The following is a 23,265-nucleotide window of genomic DNA, read 5'->3' as shown; positions in this document are numbered from 1 at the left end:
ATCAGCAGCGTCAATCATGTCCGAACGCCCGTCGTTTACGCCCACTTCCGCCATGGTGCTTGCCGCAGGGCTTGGCAAGCGCATGCGCCCCGTCACCGCCACCCTGCCCAAGCCGCTGGTGCGCATAGCGGGGCGTTCGCTGCTCGACCGCGCGCTGGACAGGCTCGCCGGCGCCGGCGTGCGCCGCGCGGTGGTCAACGTGCATTACCTGCCCGATCTCGTCGAGCAGCATCTGAAGCATTTCAACGGGCTCGACATCGTCATCTCCGACGAGCGCGACAAGCTGCTGGAGACGGGCGGCGGCACCAAGAAGGCGCTCGGCCTGCTGGGGGCCGATCCCTTCTTCGTCGTCAACACCGACGCCATGTGGCTGGAAGGGCCGACGCCCAATCTCGCCCGGCTGATCCGGCGCTGGAACCCCGACGAGATGGATATGCTGCTGCTGCTCGCCTCGGCGTCCACCAGCATCGGCCATGAGGGCGAGGGCGATTTCCTCATGGACCCCGCCGGCCGTCTCGCCCGCCGTCCCGAGCGGCAGATCGCGCCGTTCATCTATGCCGGCGTCGGGCTGATCAAGCCGGAGCTTTTCGCAGACACGCCCGACGGGGCGTTCTCCCTCAACCTGTTGTTCGACCGCGCCATCGCCGCCGGGCGGCTGTTCGGCCTTCGCCTCGATGGGGAATGGCTGCATGTGGGCACGCCGCACGCGATAACCGAGGCGGAGGAATACGTGGCCGCCAGCGCCAGATGACACGGGCGGGCGGGGCGGCGCGCGTCCACGCCATCCCCGCCGGCGCGCCGTTTCTGGCGACGCTCGCCGACGCGCTGCTCGACGGGCGCATCCTGCCCGGATTTCCTGATCCCGCCGATCCGCTCTCGCTCGCGCGGGCGACGATCTTCCTGCCCACCCGCCGCGCCGCGCGGGCGTTCGCCGCCCTGCTCGCCGCGCGCTTCGCCCCGTCGCCCGTGCTGCTGCCGCGACTCGTGCCGCTCGGCGATGTCGATGACGCGGAGCTGTCGCTCGCGGCGGACGGAGGCGAGATCGACGCATTGGCCGGCCCGGCTCTGGCCGATCCCGCGCTTGCCGCTTCCTTCGCGCCGGCGCTGGGGGACACCGAGCGCCTGCTGATCCTGACGCGGCTCGTGCTTTCATGGGCGCGGGCGGTAGACAGGGCGCTGCTGCGTCTGGACGACCGCGAGCCGCTGCTGGTGCCCGCGTCGCCCGCCGACGCGCTGGCGCTGGCGGGCGATCTCGCCCGGCTCATGGACGCGCTCACCGCCGAGGATGTGCCGTGGAGCGCGCTCTCCGAACTCGTCGAGGAGCGCCATTCGCGCTACTTCGCCATCACCCTGGCTTTTCTGAAGATCGCCGCCGAGCAATGGCCGCAGATTCTGGCGGAGCGGGCGGCGAGCGATCCGGTGGCGCGCAACCATCGGCTGATTCTGGCCCAGGCCGACCGCTTGCGGCGCACGCCGCCCGCCGATCCGATGATCGTGGCGGGTTCCACGGGCTCGCAGCCCGCGACGGCGCGGCTGATCGCAGCCATTGCCCACCTGCCGATGGGCGCCGTCGTGTTGCCGGGGCTCGACGATCGCCTCGATGACGCGGCCTGGAACCTGCTCGGCGGCGATCGGCGTGATGGCGCGCATCCGCAAGCGACCAACCCTCAAGCCACCCATCCTCAAGCGATCATGCACCGGCTGCTGGCGACCATCGGTGTTACGCGCGGCGACGTCGTCATGATCGGCAAGCCGCCCTCGGGGCTGGAGGCGCGGCGGCGCTTCGTGAGCGAGGCGCTGCGCCCGGCCGAGACGACCGACCGCTGGCAAGCCGGCCGTGCCGATCTCGCGCCGGATGCGCTGGCGGGCGTCGCGGTGATCGAGGCGGCGGACGAGCGCGTGGAAGCGCTGGCTGCGGCGGTGGCGCTGCGCGAGGCGCTGGAGGACGAAGGGCGCACAGTGGCGCTGATCACGCCCGACCGCGCGCTGGCCGAGCGGGTGAGCGCGGAGCTGGCGCGTTGGGGCATTGCGGCCGAGGATTCGGCGGGCCGTTCCTTGTCGCGCAGCTCCGCCGGCACGCTGGCGCGGCTTGCGGCGCACGCGGCCGTGTCGAATTTTGCGCCGGAGCCGCTGCTGGCGCTGCTGGCGCATCCCGCGGCGACGTTCGGCCTGGCGCGCGTCGATGTGGAGCGCGCGGCCGCCGCCATCGAGATCGGCCTGTTGCGTGGCCCCGCGCCGCCGGCGGGGCTTGCCGGCCTGCGGACGATCCTGCCGCTGCGCCGGGCGGCGGCGCGGGAGAACCACGCCGCGCGGCCGCTCGCGGCGCTCACCGTCGATGACTGGGCGCTCGCGGAGCGCATGCTCGATCTTTTGCGGGACGCCTTCGCCGGTTTCCTGCCGGGGGAGGGCGAGAACCCCGCCGATCTCGATCTCGTGGCGCTGGCGCCCCGCCATGCGGCGGCGCTGGCGAAGATCGCCGCCCGCGACGGCATCGACATGCTGCCGGCGGACGAGGGCGGCGACGAGCTGGCGGCGCTGTTCGACGAACTGGCGTTTTCCGAAAGCCTTGGCGTGCGCGGGCGCTTCGCCGATTATCCGGGGCTGTTCGACGGATTGGCGCAGATGCGCGTCGTCCGCCGCCGGGAGGCGGATGTCCATCCGCGCGTGAAAATCTGGGGCCTGCTGGAAGCGCGGCTGCTGCATGCGGACCGCGTGGTGCTCGGCGGCCTCGACGAAGGCGTCTGGCCGCCCGCCGCCCGCACCGACGCCTTCCTCAACCGCCCCATGCGCGGCATGCTCGGGCTGTCCCCGCCGGAGCGGCGCATCGGCCAGACCGCGCACGATTTCACCGATGCGCTCGGCGCGCCCGAGGTCGTCATCACCCGCGCGCTGAAGCGCGGCGGCGCGCCGACCGTGGCGTCCCGCTTCCTCCAGCGCATGAAGGCGCTCGCGGGCGCGCCGGCGTGGCGGGCGGTGACGGATGCGGGCGACCGCTACATCGCGCTGGCGCAGGCGCTCGACGCGCCGCTCCCGGTCAAGCCGATCCGCCGGCCCGCGCCGCGCCCGCCGGTGGCGCTGCTGCCGCGCCGCCTCAGCGTCACCGCCATCGAGACGCTGGTGCGCGATCCCTATGCGGTCTACGCGCGCCACATCCTCGGGCTCGATCCGCTGGAGGGCATCGCCGTGCCGCCCGGCGCGGCGGACAGGGGCACGCTCGTGCATGCCGCGCTCGGGGATTTCGCCATGCGCTGGCCGCAGGCGCTGCCCGACGATCCGCTTGCCGAGGTGCTGGCGGCGGGACGCGCCGCCTTCGCGCCGCTCGCCGTCTATCCCGACATCGCCGTGCTGTGGTGGCCGCGCTTCGAGCGGCTCGCGCTGGCCTACGCGGGCTGGGAACAGGCGCGCCGCGCCGCCATCCGCAAGGTGCACGCGGAGATCGCCGGCCGGCTCGACCTGCCGTTGCCGGACGGCGGCAGCTTCGCCCTCACCGCCCGCGCCGACCGCATCGAGGAAACGGACGCCGGCGCGGTGATCGTCGATTTCAAGACCGGGCGGGTGCCGTCGTCGAAGCAGATATTTGCCGGCTTCTCACCGCAGCTCACGCTGGAGGCGGCGATGCTGAAGCGCGGCGCTTTCCAGGGCATCGCGCCGGCGGAAACGCTTGCGCTGCTTTACATGCACGCCACCGGCGGGCGCGAGCCGCTGCTTGAACGGGCCGTCAAGCAGCCGCCGGGCGAGGAACGCACCGTCGGCGCGATCGTTGAAGAACATTTCGCCGGCTTGAAAGCCATGCTGGCGCGCTATTTTGCCGGCAAGGCGGGTTTCGTCTCGCGCCCCTTCGCCGAGTACGCGCGGCGGGAGGGGCCATACGACCACCTCGCGCGGGTGCGCGAATGGTCCGTGATGGCGGAAGGGGAAGACGCATGAGCGACTTCGTGGTGCCGGCCAAGACCGGCTACGACCAGCGCCGCGCGGCCGATCCCGCCGCCTCGGCGTGGGTTTCCGCCAATGCGGGATCGGGCAAGACGAAGGTGCTGGCGGACCGCGTGTTGCGGTTGCTGCTGGCGGGCGTCGATCCGGCGCGCATCCTGTGCCTCACCTTCACCAAGGCCGCGGCGGCGAACATGGCCAACCGCGTGTTCGATGAACTCGGCGCGTGGGTGGCGCTGGACGATGCGGCGCTGTCGGGAAGGCTCGCGGCGCTTGCCGGCGAGACGCCGGCTTCCGGCCGGTTGGCGCAGGCGCGCCGGCTGTTCGCGCGCGCGGTGGAGACGCCCGGCGGGCTGAAGATCGAGACGATTCACGCCTTCTGCGAACGGCTGCTGCATCTTTTTCCGTTCGAGGCCAACGTGCCGGCGCGCTTCGAGGTGCTGGACGAGGCGATGTCGCAGGAGCTGCTCGAACAGGCGACGCGCGAGGCGCTGATCGCGGCGGCGCGCGCCGGCGATCCGGCGCTGACGCAGGCGCTGGCGCTGATATCGCACGAGGCGGGCGACGAGGCGGTGGGCGTCGCGCTGCGTGCGGCGCTGCGCTGCAAGACGTTCCTGCGCGAGCACGCGCGCGGCGACGTGCTCGCGCGCGTACTCGATGCGCTCGGCGCGCTGTGCGGGCTGTCGCCCGGCGAGACGCCGGAGCAGTTGCGCCGCAGGATCGTGGAGGACGGGCTCGCGCCGCAGACGTGGCCGGCGATCGCGGCCGCGCTGGCGCAGGGCGGCAAGACGGACAAGGACCGCGCAGAGGGCTTTCGCCGCGCCCATGCGGCGGCCGATCTTGCGGAGCGTTTCGCGCTCTATTGCGGGCTTTTTCTCACGCAGGCGGGCGAGCCGGCCAAGCGCCTGGCGACGAAGGCCGTCGACCCCGCGCTGAAGGAGCGGCTGGAGGCGGAGCGGGACCGCGTGTTCGCGCTGCTGGGCGGGCTGAAGGCGGCGGAGGCGGTGGCGCGCACGGGGGCGCTGTTCACGCTGGCGGACGCCGTGTTCGGCCGCGTGGAGGCGCTGAAGAACGCGCGCGGCGCGCTCGATTTCGACGACCTCATCGCCCGCACCGTGGCGCTGCTGCGCCGCGCCGATGCTGCGTGGATTCTCTACAAGCTCGACGCCGGCATCGACCATGTGCTGATCGACGAGGCGCAGGATACCTCGCCCGATCAATGGACGATCCTGCGGACGCTGGCGGAGGAGTTCACGGCGGGCGAGGGCGCGGCGGTGCGCCGGCGCACGCTGTTCGCGGTGGGCGACCCCAAGCAGTCGATCTACGGTTTTCAGGGCGCGGCCCCGCATGCCTTCGAGGCGAGCGGGCGGTATTTTCGCACGCGCGCGCAGGCCGCCGGGATGCGCTTCGAGGAAGTGGAACTCACGGTGTCGTTTCGCTCCGCGCCGGAGGTGCTGTCGGCGGTCGACGCCGTGTTCGAGGTGCCGGAGCACCGTCGGGGCCTGTCGTTCGCGGACGATGCCGGCGCGCCCGTTCATGAAAGCGCCCGCCCTTCCGCGCCGGGAATCGTGGAGGTGTGGGAAACCGAGTGGAAGGCCGCCGCCCCGGACGCCGACGCCTGGGCGCTGCCGCTGGATGAGCCGGAAGGGTCCGCCCCGCCGGTGCGGCTCGCGCGCCGCATCGCCGCCGCCATCCGCCGCTGGATGGAGCGGGGCGACGAAACCGGCCGGCCCGTCGCGCCCGGCGACGTGCTGGTGCTGGTGCGCAAGCGCGGCGCGTTTTTCGAGGCCGTCATCCGCGCGCTGAAGGACGCCGGCGTGCCGGTGGCGGGCGCCGACCGGCTGACGGTGGCGGAGCATATCGGCGTGCGCGATCTCGTGGCGGCGGGCCGCGCGGCGCTGCTGCCCCGCGACGACCTGACGCTGGCGGCCGCGCTGAAATCGCCGCTCGTCGGCTGGGACGACGAGGATCTCGTGCGCATCGCCGCGACGCGGGAGGCGGGAACGCCGCTGGTCGACGCGCTGCGGCTGTCGGCGGCGGCGGGCGATGCGGCGGCGCTGCGCGGGCTCGCGGCGCTGACGCAGTGGCGCGATCTCGTGGTGCGAAAGGGATCGCCCGCCGGGCCGTTCGGCTTCTACGCCACCCTGCTCGGGCCTTGCGGGGCGCGCCGGGCGCTCGTTTCGCGGCTGGGCGCGGAAGCGGGCGACGCCATCGACGCCTTTCTGGCGCAGGCGCTCGATCACGAGCGGCGCTTTCCGCCCTCGCTCACGGGTTTTCTGAATGCCTTCGAGGGCGCGACCGGCGACATCAAGCGCGACATGGACGACACGCGCGACGAGGTGCGCGTGATGACGGTGCACGGCGCGAAGGGGCTGGAAGCGCCGGTCGTCTTCCTCGCCGACGGCGGCGAGAAACCGGACGGCCGCCACGATCCGAAACTGATCGAGGTCGAGGTCGTCGTGGACGGCGAGACGGTCGCCGTGCCCGTCTGGTCGCCGGGCGAGAAGCACGATCCCGCGCCTGTCGCCGAGGCGCGCGCGGTGCTGCGCCGCAAGGCGGCGGAGGAAAACAACCGCCTGCTTTACGTGGCGCTGACGCGCGCGAGGAACCGCCTCATCGTCGCCTCCGCCATCAACCGCGCGCCGCCGGACGAGGGCGGCGAGGGCGCCCCCCGCCCGCCTGCCGAAAGCTGGACCGGCATGGTCCTCAACGGGCTCGAACGCGCGCCGGAGGCGGCGGGCGCGGCGCGTCTCGTGCGCGTGGCGCGCGAGGAGGGCGGCGAGGTGCTGCGGTGGCTGACGCCCGACAAGCCGCTTCCCGCCCGTCCGCCGCAAGCGGTTTGGGAGGCCTCGCCGCATGCCGCGCCGGACTGGCTCGCCGCGCCCGTCCGCCCCGAGGCCGAGCCCGCGCCGCCCCTGCGCCCTTCCAGCGCGCTCGCCGCCGCCGACCGGCCGGACCGCGCCGCGGAAACGCCGGCCGCCGCCGCCCGTCTGCACGGCCGGCTCGTGCATGCGCTGATCGAACGGCTGCCGGGCCTGCCGGCGGCGGCGCGGACCGGTGCCGCGGAGGGGTTCGTGAAGGCCCGCGCCGCGCGGATGCCGGAGGCGGAACGCGCCCGGATCGTGACGGCGGCGCTCGACGTGCTGGCCGCGCCGGCACTGGCCGCGCTGTTCGGGCCGGAGAGCCGGGCGGAGGTGGCGCTTGCCGGCAACGTTGAGCTGCCGGACGGCCGCGTGCTGCCCGTTTCCGGCCGCATCGACCGGCTCGCGCTCGCGGAGGGTGAAGTGCACATCGCGGATTTCAAGACCGGCGCGCCGCCGCCGGGCGGCATCCGGCCCTCGCATGTCGCGCAGCTCGCGCTTTACGGCGCGCTGCTGCGGCAGATCATGCCGGCGCGCGAGGTGCGCGCCTTCCTCATCCACACAGCGGGGCCGGCGGTGCTGGAAGTGCCGCAGGCGCGGCTGGATCAGGCGCTGCGTCGGCCGGGGCTCGCCGGGGGCCGGGATATGGCGGCGGATGGCGATCCGGTATAGGATGGCGCCCGGCCGTATCGGCCCCCTGATCCCGGAAAGGCATCCTTCATGAGCAATCCCGCTTCCGTTGCCGTGTTCGTCGGCAGCTTGCGCAAGGCATCCTTCAACCGCAAGGTCGCCCATATTCTCGCCGGGCTCGCCGGCGACAGCCTGAATCTGGAAATCGTCGAGATCGGCGACCTTCCCCTCTACAATCAGGATCTCGATGACGAGGGCACGCCGCCGGTGGCGTGGACCGCCTTTCGCGAGAAGGTGAAAGCCTTCGACGCCGTGCTGTTCGTGACGCCCGAGTATAACCGTTCGGTGCCGGCGGTGCTGAAGAACGCGCTCGATGTCGGCTCCCGCCCCTACGGGCAGAGCGTGTGGAGCGGCAAGCCCGGCGCGGTGGTCAGCGTATCGCCCGGCGCGATCGGCGGCTTCGGCGCCAACCATCACCTGCGGCAGTCGCTGGTGTTCCTCAACGTGCCGACCTTGCAACAGCCGGAAGCCTATGTCGGCGGCATCGGCAAGCTGCTGGACGACGAGGGGCGGCTGACCAACGAGGGCACGCGGAACTTCCTTGCCGGGTTCGTCTCCGATTTCGCCGCCTGGATCGCGGCGAACCGCAAGGGCTGAGGCGGATACAGCCTGAAGAAAAACGGGGAAGGCCGTCAGAGATGCCTTCCCCAGTTGGGCACGATGAGGCTGGAGGATGAACCGGTCCTGCCGGATCGGTTCAAACCTGACAGTCCATTGTTTCAGACGCATGCCGCGCGCGTTACACCCGGGCGCGCTCGGGCACCGGCAGGTTCAGCCAGTCGCGATAGAAGGTGTCGATATCCGGTTCGAAATCGTGAATGACCGGATACCACGGCGTCGGCGCCTCCACGTCGAGCAGGGTGCCGCAATCCGGGCAGTAATATTCGCGCAGCACCTGCCACGTTGCTGTCGGGGCCATGAGCTTCGGGTAGATTTCCTCGATATCGGCCTGCGTATCGCGCACGCGCACGCGCGCGTGCAGCTTCCAGTTCTCGCTGGCGTCGCAGAAGTCGTGGCCGCACTCGCAGCGCACCACCCATTGCTTCGTATCCTTGCGCTGGACGATGTAGAGCTTCGGCCCCAGCGGCAGCAGGATGCGGTCGTCCCACTTCACGCGCTCCTGCAGGATGTCGATGTAGGTGACGAAGCGGTCGGGGTCCTTCGGCGTCGACAGCATCTGGTGCAGGGTGTCGTGGTCGATGGTGCCGTCGACGAGGTCCGCGATCTTGGTGCGGGTGTATGAAGCCATTGTCATTTCCTCCGGATTTTCTTGAACTCTCGCGTGAGCGGGGCGGCGCATGCCGCCCCTGATGACGTCATTCGTCGACGAACTTCACCGTGGTGACGTCCGGCAGTTCGGAGACGTCCATCGAGTAGTTCGCGCCGTAGCTCGGGATATCGAGGTCTTCCTCCTTCAGTTCCCAATCCGCCGGCAACTTCCAGAACGCCTTGAAGTCGGCGAGGAAGCGGGGGCTGAGCTTGAAGGAGGCGGCGAACATCTGCTGCACCTGCGTTTCCGCCTGTTTGGCGACGATCTTCTCGCGTTCCCGCGCCAGCCAGTCGGAGACGGGCTCGGACCTGGCGATGCGCTCCTTGCGGATTTCCTCGCGCCGCGCCAGCGTCGCCGCTTCGTCGATGACCTTGCGGCCGTTCTCGTCCTTCAGCACCGCGCCGTAGACGCGCTCGGCGAAGCGGGGCAGCAGATAGCCGCCGTCGAGGTCTTCCTGGATGCGCCGCGTCTCGCGGTCGAGCGGATCGCCGAAGCCGGGGCCGCCGCGCAGGTAGTTGAGGTAGAGATCGTAGTCGGCGAACATTTCCTCGGTGGTGATCGCCTGCTTGTCGCGCTTGATCTGCGCGGCGGGCAGCAGGCTGTCCCATTCGGGGTTTTCCGGGTCGGTGTCGCCGCCCAGCGGCAGCGGCTTGCCTTCCTCGATGAGCGCCTTGATGTTGGTCTTGTGCGCGGCGAAGCGATAGCCGGAGGCGGCGGGATAGCCGCCCATCAGCCCCCAGTCGGAGGTGATGTGGCCGTTGCCCATGAAGAACATGGTCCAGTCCTTGGCGTTCCAGACCATGCGCAGGCTCTCGAAGCCGCAGCCGCCGCGATACTTGCCGTAGCCGGCGGAGTTCGTCTTGATCTTGCGCCCCAGATAGACGAGCGGCTCGGCCAGTTCCCAGATCTCCATGTCGCCCATGTCGCCTTCCGGGTTCCAGATGGCGGCGGCGTGGTCGAGGCCGTCCTTCACGGCGCTGGCGCCGGTGCCTTCGGCGGCGGACTCGAAGGAGTTGACGGCGTGGATCTCGTCATACTGGTTGAAGCCGCCGCCTTGCAGCCAGTTCGACGTGTTGGCGTTGCCGGAATTCACTTCCTCCAGATAGCCGCGCCCGAAGTACGAGCGGCTGAGGCCGCGCCACAGCGACGTCCACGACGAGACGAGGAAGTGCCAGGCGTAGGAGAAGGCGACGCGCCGGTCGTCCGGGTTCATCCAGGTGCCTTTCGGCAGCCGGAATTCGGTGCCGTAGGCCGCGCCGTCGTTGATCATCTCCGAGGGGATCAGCGTTTGCGTCATCATCACCCAGATGCCGGAGGTGAAACTCACCGCATGGGCGTTGTACGTGTGCCAGCCCCAGCGCGAGGAGCCGTCGAAATCGAGCCGCCAGGTGCCGTCGCCCCGGATGGTGATTTCGGAAGGCGTGTGCATGATGGTGTTGACCTTCGCGAAGTCGGAAGGCACGCGCACGTCCGGGTGGTCGTAGGGCACGTCGACGAAACCGACCTGCCGGTACTTGCCGGGGATGGTCATCGCCTTGATGCGGTTTTGCAGGCCCTGACGGCCGTGTTCCACTGCCTCGTAGGCGAACTTCCAGTAGTTCTCGATGCCCTCCTCGGCGATCACTTCCTCGACCAGCTTGCGGATCATATGGCAGCCAGCGACGCGGGTGCGCTCGTCGAGCACCCAGTAGCGGGTGGTGCGCACCATGCGCTGGCTCTCGTGCAGCCAGTCGCGGAACAGCGTGTCGTCGGCGCCGACCTTGCGGCAGGTGATGGAATAGCCGTCGCCGAAGCGCTGCACCTGCCCCGTCGACATCGAGCCCGGACCGACGGAGCCCGTGTCGATGACGTGGGTGACGCCGCCGACCCAGCCGATCAGCTCGCCTTCCCAGAAGATCGGCACGATGGTGTGGATGTCGCACGGATGCACGTTGCCGATGAGCGCATCGTTGTTACAGAAGATGTCTTTGTCCTTGATACCGGGGTTTTGTTCCCAGCCGTTCTCGATCATGTACTTGATCGCCGCGCCCATGGTGCCGACGTGGATGATGATGCCCGTCGAGGTGAGGATGGAATCGCCGGCCGCGTTGTAGAGCGTGAAGCACAGCTCGCCTTCCTGCTCCACGATGGGGGAGGCGGCGATCTTCTTGGCGGTTTCGCGCGCGTCCACGACGCCGGCGCGCAGGCGCGAGAACAACTTGTTGTAGAGAATGGGCTGGCTGTCCCGCAGCTCCAGGTTTTCGAGGCCGGCGTAATGGCCGCTGGCCTTCGTCGCATCCATCAGCCGGTCGCGATGCTGCTTCAGCGTCTCGCCGCCGCGCACGACGCCGCGCGCCGCCCCCGCGAGGGAATCCTTGTGAACATTGACGTTCATGATGACGTTTCCTCTCCGAATATCTTGTTGTGACAGCTCACACTTCCTTGAGGTGGAACAGGCGGTGGCCGTCGAGCCACGTCTCGAACCCGTCCGGCACGACGAAGGTCGTGGCGTCCGATTCGATGATCGCGGGGCCGGTGATGCGGTTGCCCGGCAGCAGAGTCTCCATGCGATAGAGCTGCGCGTCGACCCAGCGCTTCTTGCGGTAGAATTTGCGCGTGCCGAGGAACGCTTCTTCGGGCGGCGTCGGGCCGTGTTCGGCTTCCTTCGGGATCTTGGGCTTCGGAATCGGCACCGAACCGCGCATGATCGCGCCCGTCACCGAATAGCCCAGCTCCGGCGAGCGGGCGGAAGCCGCGTAGACGCGCCCGTAGGTGTCGTTGAAGGCATCGACGAGCCGGTTCCAGTCCTCGGTCGTGGCGACCGCGGGGAGCGGCGATTCGATTTCAAGGTCGTTGAGCTGTCCGCGATACTGCATGCGGTATCCGGGCGTCAGCGTGACCTGATCCGCCGAATAGCCGTTCAGCCTGAATTCCTCCAGCACGTTCTCGCGCAGCTCCTCCCACGCGGCCTGTAGCGTCTTCGACGCCGCCTCACGCTGGTCGTCGGGCGCATCGGGGGCGAGGTTGATGTCGAGGCTCTTGTCGTAGCGGTATTCGAAATCGGCCGCCGCGCAGCCGAAGGCCGAGAAACCCGCCGCCCATGCCGGCACGATCACGTCCTCGAAGCCGAGGCCCTCCGTGTAGCCGTAGGTATGCACCGGCCCGGCGCCGCCGTAGGAGAAGCACACGAAGCTCGACGGGCTGTAGCCCTTGCCCGAGATCATCGAGCGCAGATAGTCGCGCAGGTCGGAATCGAGCAGTTCGATCACGCCCGCCGCCGCGTCCTCGACCGAGAGCCCCAGCGGGTCGGCGATCTGCGCCTTGATGGCGGCCACCGCGCGGTCGCGGTCGAGCTTGATCGCGCCCCCCAGGAAGTTGTCCGGGTTGAGATAGCCGAGAACGACGTGGCAGTCCGAGATGGAGACCGTCTCGATGCCGCTGTCGGCCCAGCACACGCCCACCCGGTAGCCGGCGGAGTCGGGACCGAGCTTGATCGCCTTCGTGTAGGGATCGAGGCGGATGAAGCTGCCCGCGCCCGCGCCCACCGAGTCCATCGCCACGAGCGGCAGGGAGAGCACGAGGCGCGCCATGTCCGGGTCGTTCTTGATGGTGAGTTCGCCCTGCGTGATCAGCGCCACGTCGAAGGAGGTGCCGCCGATGTCCGAACAGGCGATGTTCTTGTAGCCCAGCACCTCGCCGAGATATTTCGCGCCGATCACGCCGCCGATGGGGCCGGAGACGATGGTGCGCGCCAGCTCCTTCGCCTTCCACGAGATGGTGCCGCCGTGGGTCGCCATCACGCGGAAGTCGAACTTCGTGCCGTGCTCCTTGAAGCTGTCGGAGATTTTCTTCAGGGTTTGGCGCGAAGGCTCGGCGGCGTAGCCTTCCAGAATGGTGGTGTTGGTGCGGTGCGTCTCCTTGCGCACGGGATAGTAGTCGGCGGAGGCGAATACCGGGATGTTCTTGCCGCTTTTCGCCACGGCCTCCTGCACGATGTCGCGCACGCGCCGCTCGTGGGCGGGATTGCGGTAGCTGTGCAGCAGGCTGATGACGATGCCCTCGACATCCTGATCGATCAGCTCCTGCGCGGCTTTCAGCGCGCTCTCCTCACGCAGCGGAATGACGACGGTGCCGAACATGTCGACGCGCTCCACCACGCCGCGCGTGAGATGACGCGGCACCAGCGGCGGGTCGTAGCGGTGCGTGTTGAGGTGGATGCGGTCCTCGTAGGCATAGCCGAGATAGGCCTGAATGGCGCGGCCCATGCGGTGGAAATCCTCAAGGCCCTGGTTGACGATGAGGCCGCATTTCAGGCCCTTGCGCTGCACCACGCGGTTGAGCATGGCGGTGCCGGAATAGACGCCCGTCTGCAACTGCTTCAGCGCGTCGTCGAGGGAGATGCCCCAGGCCGCGAGGCCGTCGACGCTGGAGTTGATGAGGCCGATCGCTTCGTTCTGCGGCGTGCTCTGCGCCTTGCCGACGACGAAGTCGCCGTCCGCGTCGACGAAGAACGTGTCCGTCATCGTGCCGCCGGCGTCGATGCCGAGAACCTGCACGTTTCGGGCCGGCAAGTCCTTGTTGTGGACGTTCATGAAATAACCTCCCCTTTGTCCGTCGTTGTGTGAAGCCGACCGGCGGATGCGATGTCCGGCGGCGCTTGCGCCTGTCGCCACCGGCATGCCGATCGGCTTGCCCGTAACGGAGCAATGGGCGTGCCAGCTCTGTAGATTTAATTCAAACCTTTGAAATAAAAAGATTTATAATTTCATGCCGCGTTGCCGTACTGTCGGCGTGGTGTCGTGTCGGACAGGTATCGGACAATTCATTGTCCGATTTTCGGCCATAGTGAATAAATACATTGATATTATAATCTTCGTCGGAAGATATGTTGGCAATCGCCGTCAAACACGGTTATGGTGCGTAGCCCAGTTGCGCCGGTCATGAAGAAGCGCGACGGGCAGGGGGAAATGTCGGGCGGTTGGCGGACAGCGGCGCGCCTTGCGGCGGCCGCGAGGGTTGCGCGGCAAAATACGCGCGGTGGGTGCCCGTCCGCACCTTTCTCCCGTTGCAGGGTGTCACCTTCCACGCGGCGGCCGGCGGAAGCGGCGCCGCCGGGCGGAGCGGCACGACGGGAAGGGAACCGCTGTGAACGAACGCGATATTCGGCAGGCGTGGGAGTCGTTCGTTTCCGAGGGCCATTTGCCATCGGATTTCCGGCAGGAGGTTGCGGCATCATGGGTTCGTTCTCGCGCCACGACGGGGATCGCGCGCCGGCGCAACGCGCCCAAGCTGCCAGAGCCGGAATTTTTCCGCCGCAGGCATGAGAACCGCCTCCTGCTGAACACGGCCCGCGCCGCACTGGCGAGCACGGCGGATTTTCTGGCCGAGGCGAGTTCGATGATCGTGCTCACGGACCCCGCCGGCCTCATCATCGATACGCAGGGCGATCCGCGCGTCATCGATCTGGGTCGGGATGTCCATCTGGAGCGGGGCGGGCGCTGGATGGAGAACGACATCGGCACCAACGCCATCGGCACCGCCATCGCCATGAACGGCCCGGTCCAGATTCACGCGGCGGAGCATTATTGCGAGGACGTGCAGCGCTGGACCTGCGCCGCAAGTCCGGTGCGCCATCCCGTCGACGGCGAGATGCTCGGCGTCGTCGATATCTCCGGGCCGGCAAGGGCGTTCAATCCGCAAAGCCTGGCGCTCGCCGTTTCCGTCAGCCAGCAGATCGAGGCGCTGGTGTTGCGCAGCGTGCAGGATACGCGCGAGCAACTGCTGCGGGTGTTCCTGTCGCGCCGGTTCCGCTGGCAGAACGATGACATCGTCGTGCTCGACAACCGCGGCGCGATCATCCACGCGACGGACGCGGCACTTGCCGTGCTCGCCCGCGACCATCCCGACATCGTTGCCGGCCGGTCGATCGCGACGTTGCGCGGGGTGCCGCTCAGCCTGTGGCCGTCGCTCATGCAGGGCAGCCTGCCCGGCTCCGAGGTGGAGATCATCGATGCCGTGCATCGGGATGAGGCGGGAGAGGGGCAGATCGGCGCCGTGCTCGCGTTTCCCGGCCGGCGCAGGAGCCGCGCGGTCGCGCCGAAGCCGGCGGGCGGCGAGCGGATCGCGCTCGATGAGATTCTGGGCGAGAGCGCGGCGATGCGCGAGGCCTTCGCGCGCGTGCGGCGCATGGCGGCGAGCCGCGCGCCCGTGTTGATCGAGGGCGAGACGGGCGTGGGCAAGGAGCTTTTCGCCCGCGCCCTGCACACGCTCGGCGCGGCGGAGGGCGCGCCCTTCGTTCCCGTGAACTGCGGCGGCATCTCGCGCGATCTCATCGCCAGCGAGATTTTCGGTTACGAGAAGGGCGCTTTCACCGGTGCGGTCGATCAGGGGCGCGCGGGCCGCATGGAGGCGGCGGACGGCGGCACGCTCTGTCTGGACGAGGTCGGCGAAATGCCGATGAGCCTGCAACCTTATCTGTTGCGGGTGCTGGAGGATGGCGTCGTCTACCGTGTGGGCGCCAATGTCGGGCGTTGCGTGAATGTGCGCCTCATTTCGATGACGAACCGGGATATGCTGGCCGAGGTGGACCGCGGCAACTTCCGGCGTGATCTCTACTATCGCATCGCGACGCTGCGTCTCACGATCCCGCCCCTGCGTGAGCGCGGCGACGATGTGCTGCTGATCGCGGACCACCTGCTGCGCAGAAGCGCGCGCGCCATGAACGTGCCGGCGCCGACGCTCGACAACGAGGTGCGCGAAGCCTTCCTGCGCTATCCGTGGCCGGGCAATGTGCGCGAACTGCGCAACGTGGTGGAAAACATGGTGGTGCTCGGCAACGCGCATCTGACCATGCGCGAGGTGCCGGACGAAATCGTCCGCGCCGTCACCAGCCGCAGCGATCCCGCGTCGACGGGCGGAGAGGCGCTTCCGCCGGCCGACGATGGAGCGCTGCCCTGGAATGCGGCCGAGCGCGCGGTGATCGAACGTGAGTTTGCGCGCAACGGCGGCAATATCTCCCAGACGGCCCGGCGTCTCGGCATCGCGCGCTCGACGCTCTATGCCAAGCTGGAAAAATATGGCTTCCGGCGCGACGGCGAGATGTCTTGAGGGCGCGACGGCGCATCGTGCGGCCCGCCGCACCGGGCTTTGAGTTTCCCTGCCGCCGTGATAAACATGACTTTCAGGGGAGGTGAGACGACCTTTCTTCCGGTGGGAGCCGGGCTTTCGCCCGACCCCCGCTTTCTTGTTGACTGACCGTCAGGGTGAACCGCCAAGTCCTGATCCTGATTGTCAGCGTAAGCCGGAATTTCAATCGTCTCACCTCCTTTCGTGTTGCCGAATCGTGACGACCCGGCCGTTTCCTTCTGCCTCAGACGCAAGATATTTCAAGCGTGATGCCGGGAAAGTGCGGCGTCTGGCGCCGCTTTCGTCGGCGCGTCAGGTTTGACCGAAGAGGCGCGTGCTTTCCGGTTGATGCTGCAAGGATGACTTTTCGGAATGGGTATCGAATTGCAGGAAATGCTTTGGCTGGGCCTCGGCCTCCTGATCGCGGGCGGTGTGACGGGGCTTCTGGCAGGATTGTTCGGTGTCGGCGGCGGCACGGTGAGCGTGCCGATTCTCTATGAGCTGTTCCGTTACATGGAGGTGCCGGAGGAGGTGCGCATGCCGTTGTGCGTCGGCACCTCGCTCGCCATCATCGTGCCGACCTCGATCCGCTCCTTCCGGGCGCATTATGCGCGCGGCGCGGTGGATATGAACCTGGTGCGGCTGTGGGCGGTGCCGGTGGTGATCGGCGTCCTCGCCGGCAGCCTCATCGCCCGCCATGCGCCGGCCGAGGTGTTCAAGGCCGTGTTCGTCGTCGTCGCCGGGCTGACGGGCATCCGCCTGCTGTTCGGCAAGGATAGCTGGCGGCTGGGCGATATCCTGCCGGGGCGTGCCGTCATCCGTGCGGTGGGGCTGGCGATCGGCGTTCTGTCGTCCCTGATGGGTATCGGCGGCGGCCAGCTTTCCAACCTGTTCATGACGCTCTACAGCCGGCCCATCCATCAGGCGGTGGCGACGTCGTCGGCGCTGGGCATCCTGATTTCGATTCCCGGCGCGCTCGGCTACATCTACGCCGGCTGGCCGAACGCGGCGGCATATCCCGGCGTGGCGGCCCTCCAGCCGCCGCTGGCGCTCGGTTATGTCTCGCTGCTCGGCTTCATTCTCTTCATCCCCACCAGCATTCTGGCCGCGCCGTTCGGAGTGAAACTGGCGCACAGCCTGTCAAAACGGCGGCTGGAAATCGCCTTCGGCGCCTTCCTTCTCGCCATCAGCCTGCGCTTCCTGGCCAGTATCGTGATCTGAAGCCCGGCACGAAGCCGTCCGGGCTTATGCCGGGGAGCGGGAAATCACTCCCACTCGATTGTGCCGGGCGGCTTTGACGTGATGTCGTAGGTGACGCGGTTGATGCCCTTGACCTCGTTGATGATGCGCGTTGCCACGCGGCCGAGGAAGCCCATGTCGAAGGGGTAGAAATCGGCCGTCATGCCGTCCACCGAGGTAACGGCGCGCAGCGCCAGCACGTGCTCGTAGGTGCGCCCGTCGCCCATCACGCCGACCGAGCGCACCGGCAGCAGCACTGCGAACGCCTGCCAGATGTCGTCGTAAAGACCTGCGCGGCGAATCTCCTCCAGATACACCGCGTCGGCGTGGCGCAGGATGTCGAGCTTTTCCGCCGTGATCTCGCCGGGGCAACGGATCGCGAGGCCGGGGCCGGGGAAGGGGTGGCGGCCGACGAATACTTCCGGCAGACCGAGCTCGCGGCCGAGCGCCCGCACCTCGTCCTTGAACAGCTCGCGCAGCGGCTCGACGAGCTTCATGTTCATGCGTGCCGGCAGCCCGCCGACATTGTGATGGCTCTTGATGGTGACGGAAGGGCCGCCGGTGAAGCTCACGCTTTCGATGACGTCGGGATAGAGCGTGCCCTGCGCCAGATACTCGACCGGCTGGCCATCCTTCGCGGCAAGCGTCTTCGCTTCCTCCTCGAAAACGTCGATGAACAGCCCGCCGATCGTCTTGCGCTTCACTTCCGGGTCGGTCACGCCCGCCAGCGCGCCGAGGAACCGGTCGCGCGCATTCACGTGAACGAGGGGAATATTGTAGCTGTCGCGGAACAGTTGCACCACGCGCTCCGCCTCGCCGAGCCGCAGCAGGCCGTGGTCGACGAACACGCAGGTGAGCTGGCTGCCGATCGCCTCGTGGATCAGCACCGCCGCCACCGCCGAATCGACGCCCCCGGAAAGCGCGCAGATCACCTTGCCCGTGCCCACCTGCTCGCGGATGCGCGCCGCCGCCTCCGTGCGGAACGTGGCCATCGTCCAGTCGCCCGTGCAGCCGGCGATGCGGCGAACGAAGTTGCGGATGAGGCCCGCGCCGTGGGGCGTATGCACCACCTCGGGATGAAACTGGACGCCGTAGAAGCGCAGCCCCTCGTTCGCGATGACCGCGAAGGGCGCGTTCTCGGAGGTCGCGACCACCGAAAAGCCCTCCGGCAGCCCGGTCACGCGGTCGCCGTGGCTCATCCACACCGGATAAGCCTCGCCCACCCGCCATACGTCATCGAACAGCGCGCTGTCGGCCGCGACATCGACTTCCGCCCGGCCGAACTCGCGGTGATGGCCGCTCTCGACCGCGCCGCCGAGTTGCGCCACCATGGTCTGCTGGCCATAGCAGATGCCGAGCACCGGCACGCCGGCCTCGAAAATCTCCTGCGGCGCGCGGGGGCTGACATCCTCCGTCACGGAAGACGGCCCGCCCGACAGGATCACCCCCTTCGGCCTCAGCGCCCGGAACGCCTCCGCCGCGCGGGTGTAGGGGACCACTTCCGAATAGACACGCTCCTCGCGCACCCGCCTGGCGATGAGCTGCGTCACCTGGCTGCCGAAATCGATGATGAGGATCTTGTCGTGCGTTGCTTCGGTCATGGGCTCAATCTGCTGTCGTGAAGGTCATGCGGCGGGCGCGGGCGGCTGCGGCCACAATACCTTGTCCTGCGGAAAATCATAGATCGCGCCGGTGTGCTCCCATGCCGGCGACAGCAGCCGCACGAGATGCGGCGCGAGTTCTTCCGGCGTGCGCAGCGTCAGCGGGTCCTCGCCCGGCATGGCCATGGCGCGCATGCGCGTGCGCAGCGGGCCGGGGTTGACGAGCGACACCTTCACCGCCGTCGTCTGCGTCTCGGCGGCATAGGTCAGCGCCAGCGCCTCCAGCGCCGCCTTCGACACCGCATAAGAGCCCCAGAAGGCGCGGAACCGGTGCGCCGCCCCGGATGTCACGAACACCGCCCGCCCGGCATCGGAGGCGCGCAGCAGCGGATCGAGCGAGCGGACGAGCCGCCAGTTGGCCGTGACGTTGACGGCGATCACCTCGTCCCAGCGCTTCTGGTCGAGATGGGCGAGCGGCGTCATCGTGCCGAGCACGCCGGCGTTCGCCAGCAGGGCGTCGAGCCGCCCCCAACGGTCGAAGATGGAGCGGCCCAGCCGGTCGAGCGCGTCGAAATCCTTCACGTCGACCGGCACCAGCGTGGCCGAGCCGCCGAGCGCCCGGATGGCGTCGTCGAGTTCCTCCAGCCCGCCCACCGTGCGCGCCAGCGCGACGACATGCGCGCCCGCCGCCGCCAGCGCCAGCGCCGCCGCCCGGCCGATGCCGCGCGAGGCGCCGGTGACGAGCGCCACGCGCCCGGCGAGCGGCGTGTCGGGGGAGGGAGCCGATACCGAAGTCGATGCTGTCATGGCGCTCAGCCCGCTTCCGCCAGCAGCGCCGCGTGGCGCGGCGCCTCGCCCGCGATGTCGGTCAGCGGCGTCGGATAATCGCCGGTGAAGCAATGGTCGGCGAACTGCGGCCGCAGAGAATCGCGCCCCTGATAGCCGCAGGCGCGGTAGATGCCGTCCACCGAGAGGAAGGCGAGCGAATCGGCGCCGATCATGCGCCGCATCTCCTCCACGCTGTGCGTGGCGGCCAGCAGCTTGTCGCGCTCCGGCGTATCGATGCCGTAGTAATCGGGATGCGTGATCGGCGGGCTCGCGATGCGGAAATGCACCTCGCGCGCGCCGGCCTCGCGCATCATCTGCACGATCTTCATCGAGGTCGTGCCCCGCACGATGGAATCGTCCACGAGCACGATGCGCTTGCCCGCCACCGCGCCCCGGTTGGCGGAATGCTTCATGCGCACGCCGAGCTCGCGCACCGACTGCGTCGGCTGGATGAAGGTGCGCCCGACATAGTGATTGCGGATGATGCCCAGCTCATAGGGAATGTCGCAGGCGCGGGCATAGCCGATCGCCGCCGGCACGCCGGAATCGGGCACCGGCACCACGACATCCGCCGTCGCCGGGGCTTCCAGCGCGAGCTGCGCGCCCATCTTCTTGCGCACGTCGTACACGCTGCGGCCGTGCACGATCGAATCGGGACGGGCGAAATAGATGTACTCGAAGATGCAGGGGCGCATCGGCTGCGGCGCGAAGGGCTTGATGGACTCGATGCCGTCCTCGTCGATGACGACGACCTCGCCGTTCTCCACGTCGCGGATGAACTGCGCGCCGATGATGTCGAGCGCGCAGGTCTCGGAGGCGAGGATGTAATGGCCGTCGAGCCGCCCGAGCACGAGCGGGCGGATGCCGAGCGGATCGCGCGCGCCGACGAGCTTCTTGTTGGTGAGGCCCACGAGCGAATACGCGCCCTCGAGCTGCGTGAGCGCATCGATGAAACGATCGACGAAACGGTTGTGGCGGCTGCGCGCGACGAGATGCAGGATGACTTCGGTATCGCTCGTCGACTGGCAGATGGCGCCCTCGCGCACGAGCCGGCTGCGCAGCGTGAGCCCGTTGGTGAGGTTGCCGTTGTGCGCCACCGCGAAACCGCCCCCGGCCAGCTCCGCGAACAGCGGCTGCACATTGCGCAGCATGGTTTCGCCCGTGGTGGCGTAGCGGACATGGCCGATGGCGGAATCGCCGGCGAGTTGCCGGATCACGTCATGATCCGAAAAGGTATCGCCGACGAGGCCGAGCTGGCGCTCGGAATGGAAGCGCGTGCCGTCGAAGGAGACGATGCCCGTGGCCTCCTGCCCGCGATGTTGCAGGGCATGCAGGCCGAGCGCCGTGATGGTGGCCGCCTCGGGATGTCCGTGGATGCCGAACACGCCGCATTCCTCGTGCAGCGTATCGTCGTCGGGATCGAAATCCCGGTCGCCTTGCGGGTCTGTGGACCGACCGTTGTCCATCGAACATCCTCCGATCGCTTGTCGGGCTCGCCTTGCGGAATCGTCGGCCGGCAGAGCGACCGCCCCTTTCACGCGATTGTCATACAGCATCCGCACCGGGAAGGGCGAACCAAATATTCGCGATCCCCGGTTGCGCGCGCTGCATTACTGCGTCCGCGTCTGGCCGCCGAGAAGCTGCTGGATCTGGTCGGCGCCGGGATCGGCGTCGGCGGGGGCGGCGTCGTCGGCGCCCTGCTGCGGCTTGACCTTTTGCAGGACGGCATTGCCGAAATCGGCCGGCAACAGGGCGAGAAGCTGGTCGCCGGTGCTTTGCAGCAGCGGTCGCGACTTCGCGTCCCGCGCCCATTCGGGCTGGGCCTCGGGCTTCACCAGCCAGTTGAAGAACAGGAAGGCGATGGCGCAGATCAGGATGCCGCGCGCGGCACCGAACACGAAGCCGAGCGACCTGTCGACCGCGCCGATGCGCGAATCGAGGATGAGGTCGGAAATCTGCACCGTCACGAACGACACCAGCACCAGCGTGACGATGAACACCGCCGCGATGGCCGCCACCTGCGCCACCGTCGGATTCGAGATGTAGGGTTCGAGATGCGGCAGGACGAAGGGGTGCAGATAGAGCGCCGCGACGGCGGCCGCTATCCACGAAACGATCGCAAGCACCTCGCGCGTGAATCCGCGCACGGAGGCGAGCAGCGACGAGATCAGCACGACGCCGATAACGATCAGATCAAGCAAAGCGATGGGCATGGACCGGCACCTTGGTGGCGAGCGGGACGGATGGACAGACGCGCATGACCACATACGCGCCCGAACCGGGAAGATCGCCCGTGTGTATAGCGGCAGAATTGCGCCGCGTCACCTGTTCGCGCTCGCGCCGTCACGCGCGGGCGGGCGGCGGGCCGCGACGGTCGCGACGAGATCGGCGATATGGCCGAGGCCCTCCAGCGCCACGGGCGGGGTATCGGGCGCGTCCTTGAGGCTCGCGGGCGCCACGGCGCGGGCGAAGCCGAGCTTGCCGGCTTCCTTCAGCCGCGCGGGCGCCTGCGCCACGGGGCGGATCGCCCCGGAGAGCCCGACCTCGCCGAAATACACCGTTTCCGGCGACAGCGGCGCGCCGGCGAGCGAGGAGACGAGCGCGGCCGCGGCCGCGAGATCCGCCGCCGGCTCGCTGATGCGCAGGCCGCCCGCGACGTTGAGATAGACGTCGTGGCTGCCGAGTTTCAGCCCGCCGCGCGCCTCCAGCACGGCGAGCACCATCGACAGGCGCGCGGGGTCCCAGCCCACCACCGCGCGGCGCGGCGTTCCCAGCGAGGAAGGGGCGACCAGCGCCTGGATTTCCACGAGCAGCGGGCGCGTGCCTTCCATGCCCGCGAAAACGGCCGTGCCCGGCGCGGAGAGATCGCGCCCGGCGAGGAACAGCGCCGAAGGGTTCGCCACCTCCGACAGGCCGCGCCCCGTCATCTCGAACACGCCGATCTCGTCGGTGGGGCCGAAGCGGTTTTTCACCGCGCGCAGGATGCGGAAATGATGGCCGCTGTCGCCTTCGAACGACACCACGGCGTCGACCATGTGCTCCACGACGCGGGGGCCGGCGATCTGCCCGTCCTTGGTGACGTGGCCGACGAGAATGACCGTGGTGCCGGTGGTCTTGGCAAAGCGAATCAGCGATTGCGCGCTGCCGCGCACCTGCGTCACCGTGCCCGGCGCCGCCTCGACGGCGCTGCTCCACATGGTCTGGATGGAATCGATCACGGCGAGATGCGGCGGCGCGCCGTCCGTCAGCGTCGCCACGATGTCCTCGACATTGGTTTCGGCCGCGAGCCCCACCTGCGCATCGGCGAGGCCGAGACGTTCGGCGCGCAGGCGCACCTGTGCCACCGCCTCCTCGCCCGAGATGTAGGCGACGCGCGCGCCGCGCCGCGCCAGCGCCGCGCAGGCCTGCGTGAGCAGCGTCGACTTGCCGATGCCGGGGTCGCCGCCGATCAGGATCACCGAGCCCGGCACGAAGCCGCCGCCCGTCACGCGGTCCAGCTCCGCGATGCCGGAGGCGACGCGCGGCGCTTCCTCGCTCGCCCCCTTCAGTCCCTCCAGCGCGAACACGCGGCCCTTGCCGGTCCCGCTGCCGCGCCCGCCCCCCCGCGCGCCTGCTACAGGCGCGCTGGCGGCCTCCTGCGCCAGCGTGTTCCAGCCGCCGCAGGCGTCGCACTTGCCCTGCCAGCGCGAATAGATGGCGCCGCAGCTCTGGCAGATGAAGGAAGGGGATCGGGCCAAAGGTA

At 69.0% G+C, this 23,265-nt stretch carries 14 protein-coding genes; 6 read left to right on the top strand and 8 right to left on the bottom strand.

Going from position 1 to position 23,265, the window contains the following annotated elements; all coding sequences use genetic code 11:
• The first annotated feature begins 16 nt into the window (after positions 1-16).
• The 4 genes from ACOYJQ_RS00850 to ACOYJQ_RS00835 are packed head-to-tail and all read left to right on the top strand — an operon-like array spanning position 17 to position 8,078.
• Positions 17-751, top strand: a complete 735-nt coding sequence (locus ACOYJQ_RS00850; protein WP_433455589.1) for a nucleotidyltransferase family protein — start codon at positions 17-19, stop codon at positions 749-751.
• A complete protein-coding gene (gene addB / locus ACOYJQ_RS00845) occupies positions 748-3,927 on the top strand; it encodes a double-strand break repair protein AddB (protein WP_433455587.1) in 3,180 nt (1,059 codons plus the stop codon). The genes ACOYJQ_RS00850 and addB overlap by 4 nt, the downstream gene beginning before the upstream one ends.
• Positions 3,924-7,463 (top strand): double-strand break repair helicase AddA, encoded by a 3,540-nt coding sequence (gene addA, locus ACOYJQ_RS00840; protein ID WP_433455585.1) that lies wholly within the window; start codon positions 3,924-3,926, stop codon positions 7,461-7,463. The genes addB and addA overlap by 4 nt, the downstream gene beginning before the upstream one ends.
• Before the next feature lie 48 nt (positions 7,464-7,511).
• Positions 7,512-8,078 carry an NADPH-dependent FMN reductase gene (locus ACOYJQ_RS00835; RefSeq protein WP_433455583.1) on the top strand — a complete coding sequence of 189 codons (567 nt, stop codon included), beginning with the start codon at positions 7,512-7,514 and terminating at the stop codon, positions 8,076-8,078.
• 142 nt (positions 8,079-8,220) lie between these two features.
• On the opposite strand, the gene ACOYJQ_RS00830 is transcribed toward ACOYJQ_RS00835, so the two are convergent.
• From ACOYJQ_RS00830 to ACOYJQ_RS00820, 3 genes are all read right to left on the bottom strand, one after another.
• On the bottom strand, positions 8,221-8,730 hold the full coding sequence (locus ACOYJQ_RS00830) for an acetone carboxylase subunit gamma (RefSeq protein WP_433455581.1): 510 nt from the start codon (positions 8,728-8,730) through the stop codon (positions 8,221-8,223).
• 67 nt (positions 8,731-8,797) lie between these two features.
• Positions 8,798-11,125: a hydantoinase B/oxoprolinase family protein gene (locus tag ACOYJQ_RS00825; RefSeq protein ID WP_433455579.1), complete on the bottom strand. Its 2,328-nt coding sequence runs from the start codon at positions 11,123-11,125 to the stop codon at positions 8,798-8,800.
• Between the two features lie 37 nt (positions 11,126-11,162).
• Entirely contained in the window at positions 11,163-13,322 is a 2,160-nt protein-coding gene (locus ACOYJQ_RS00820; protein WP_433455577.1) for a hydantoinase/oxoprolinase family protein, read from the bottom strand.
• 553 nt (positions 13,323-13,875) lie between these two features.
• Here ACOYJQ_RS00820 and ACOYJQ_RS00815 point away from each other — a divergent pair.
• Positions 13,876-15,837, top strand: a complete 1,962-nt coding sequence (locus ACOYJQ_RS00815) for a sigma-54-dependent Fis family transcriptional regulator (protein WP_433455575.1) — start codon at positions 13,876-13,878, stop codon at positions 15,835-15,837.
• Positions 15,838-16,227: 390 nt separating this feature from the next.
• Complete coding sequence (locus ACOYJQ_RS00810; protein ID WP_433455573.1) at positions 16,228-17,076, top strand: sulfite exporter TauE/SafE family protein; 849 nt, start codon at positions 16,228-16,230, stop codon at positions 17,074-17,076.
• 44 nt (positions 17,077-17,120) lie between these two features.
• Here ACOYJQ_RS00810 and guaA read toward each other — a convergent pair whose 3' ends face one another.
• The 5 genes from guaA to radA form a co-directional block, all read right to left on the bottom strand.
• Entirely contained in the window at positions 17,121-18,695 is a 1,575-nt protein-coding gene (gene guaA, locus ACOYJQ_RS00805; protein WP_433455571.1) for a glutamine-hydrolyzing GMP synthase, read from the bottom strand.
• 24 nt (positions 18,696-18,719) lie between these two features.
• Positions 18,720-19,502, bottom strand: coding sequence for an SDR family NAD(P)-dependent oxidoreductase (locus ACOYJQ_RS00800; RefSeq protein WP_433455569.1), 783 nt, complete (start codon positions 19,500-19,502; stop codon positions 18,720-18,722).
• A 5-nt stretch (positions 19,503-19,507) separates the two neighbouring features.
• The gene (gene purF, locus ACOYJQ_RS00795) at positions 19,508-20,989 is read right to left on the bottom strand and encodes an amidophosphoribosyltransferase (RefSeq protein ID WP_433455567.1); all 1,482 of its coding nucleotides are present in this window, start codon (positions 20,987-20,989) and stop codon (positions 19,508-19,510) included.
• A gap of 144 nt (positions 20,990-21,133) precedes the next feature.
• A complete protein-coding gene (locus ACOYJQ_RS00790) occupies positions 21,134-21,736 on the bottom strand; it encodes a CvpA family protein (protein ID WP_433455565.1) in 603 nt (200 codons plus the stop codon).
• Between the two features lie 108 nt (positions 21,737-21,844).
• A complete protein-coding gene (radA, locus tag ACOYJQ_RS00785; protein ID WP_433455563.1) occupies positions 21,845-23,260 on the bottom strand; it encodes a DNA repair protein RadA in 1,416 nt (471 codons plus the stop codon).
• Positions 23,261-23,265 lie beyond the last annotated feature (5 nt).

Origin of the sequence: Pseudochelatococcus sp. (assembly GCF_050946405.1) — a bacterium.
In the GTDB taxonomy this organism is placed as follows: Bacteria; Pseudomonadota; Alphaproteobacteria; order Rhizobiales; family Beijerinckiaceae; genus Pseudochelatococcus.
Note: the sequence above shows the minus strand (reverse complement) of the source record. Positions and strands in the feature narration are given on the sequence as shown.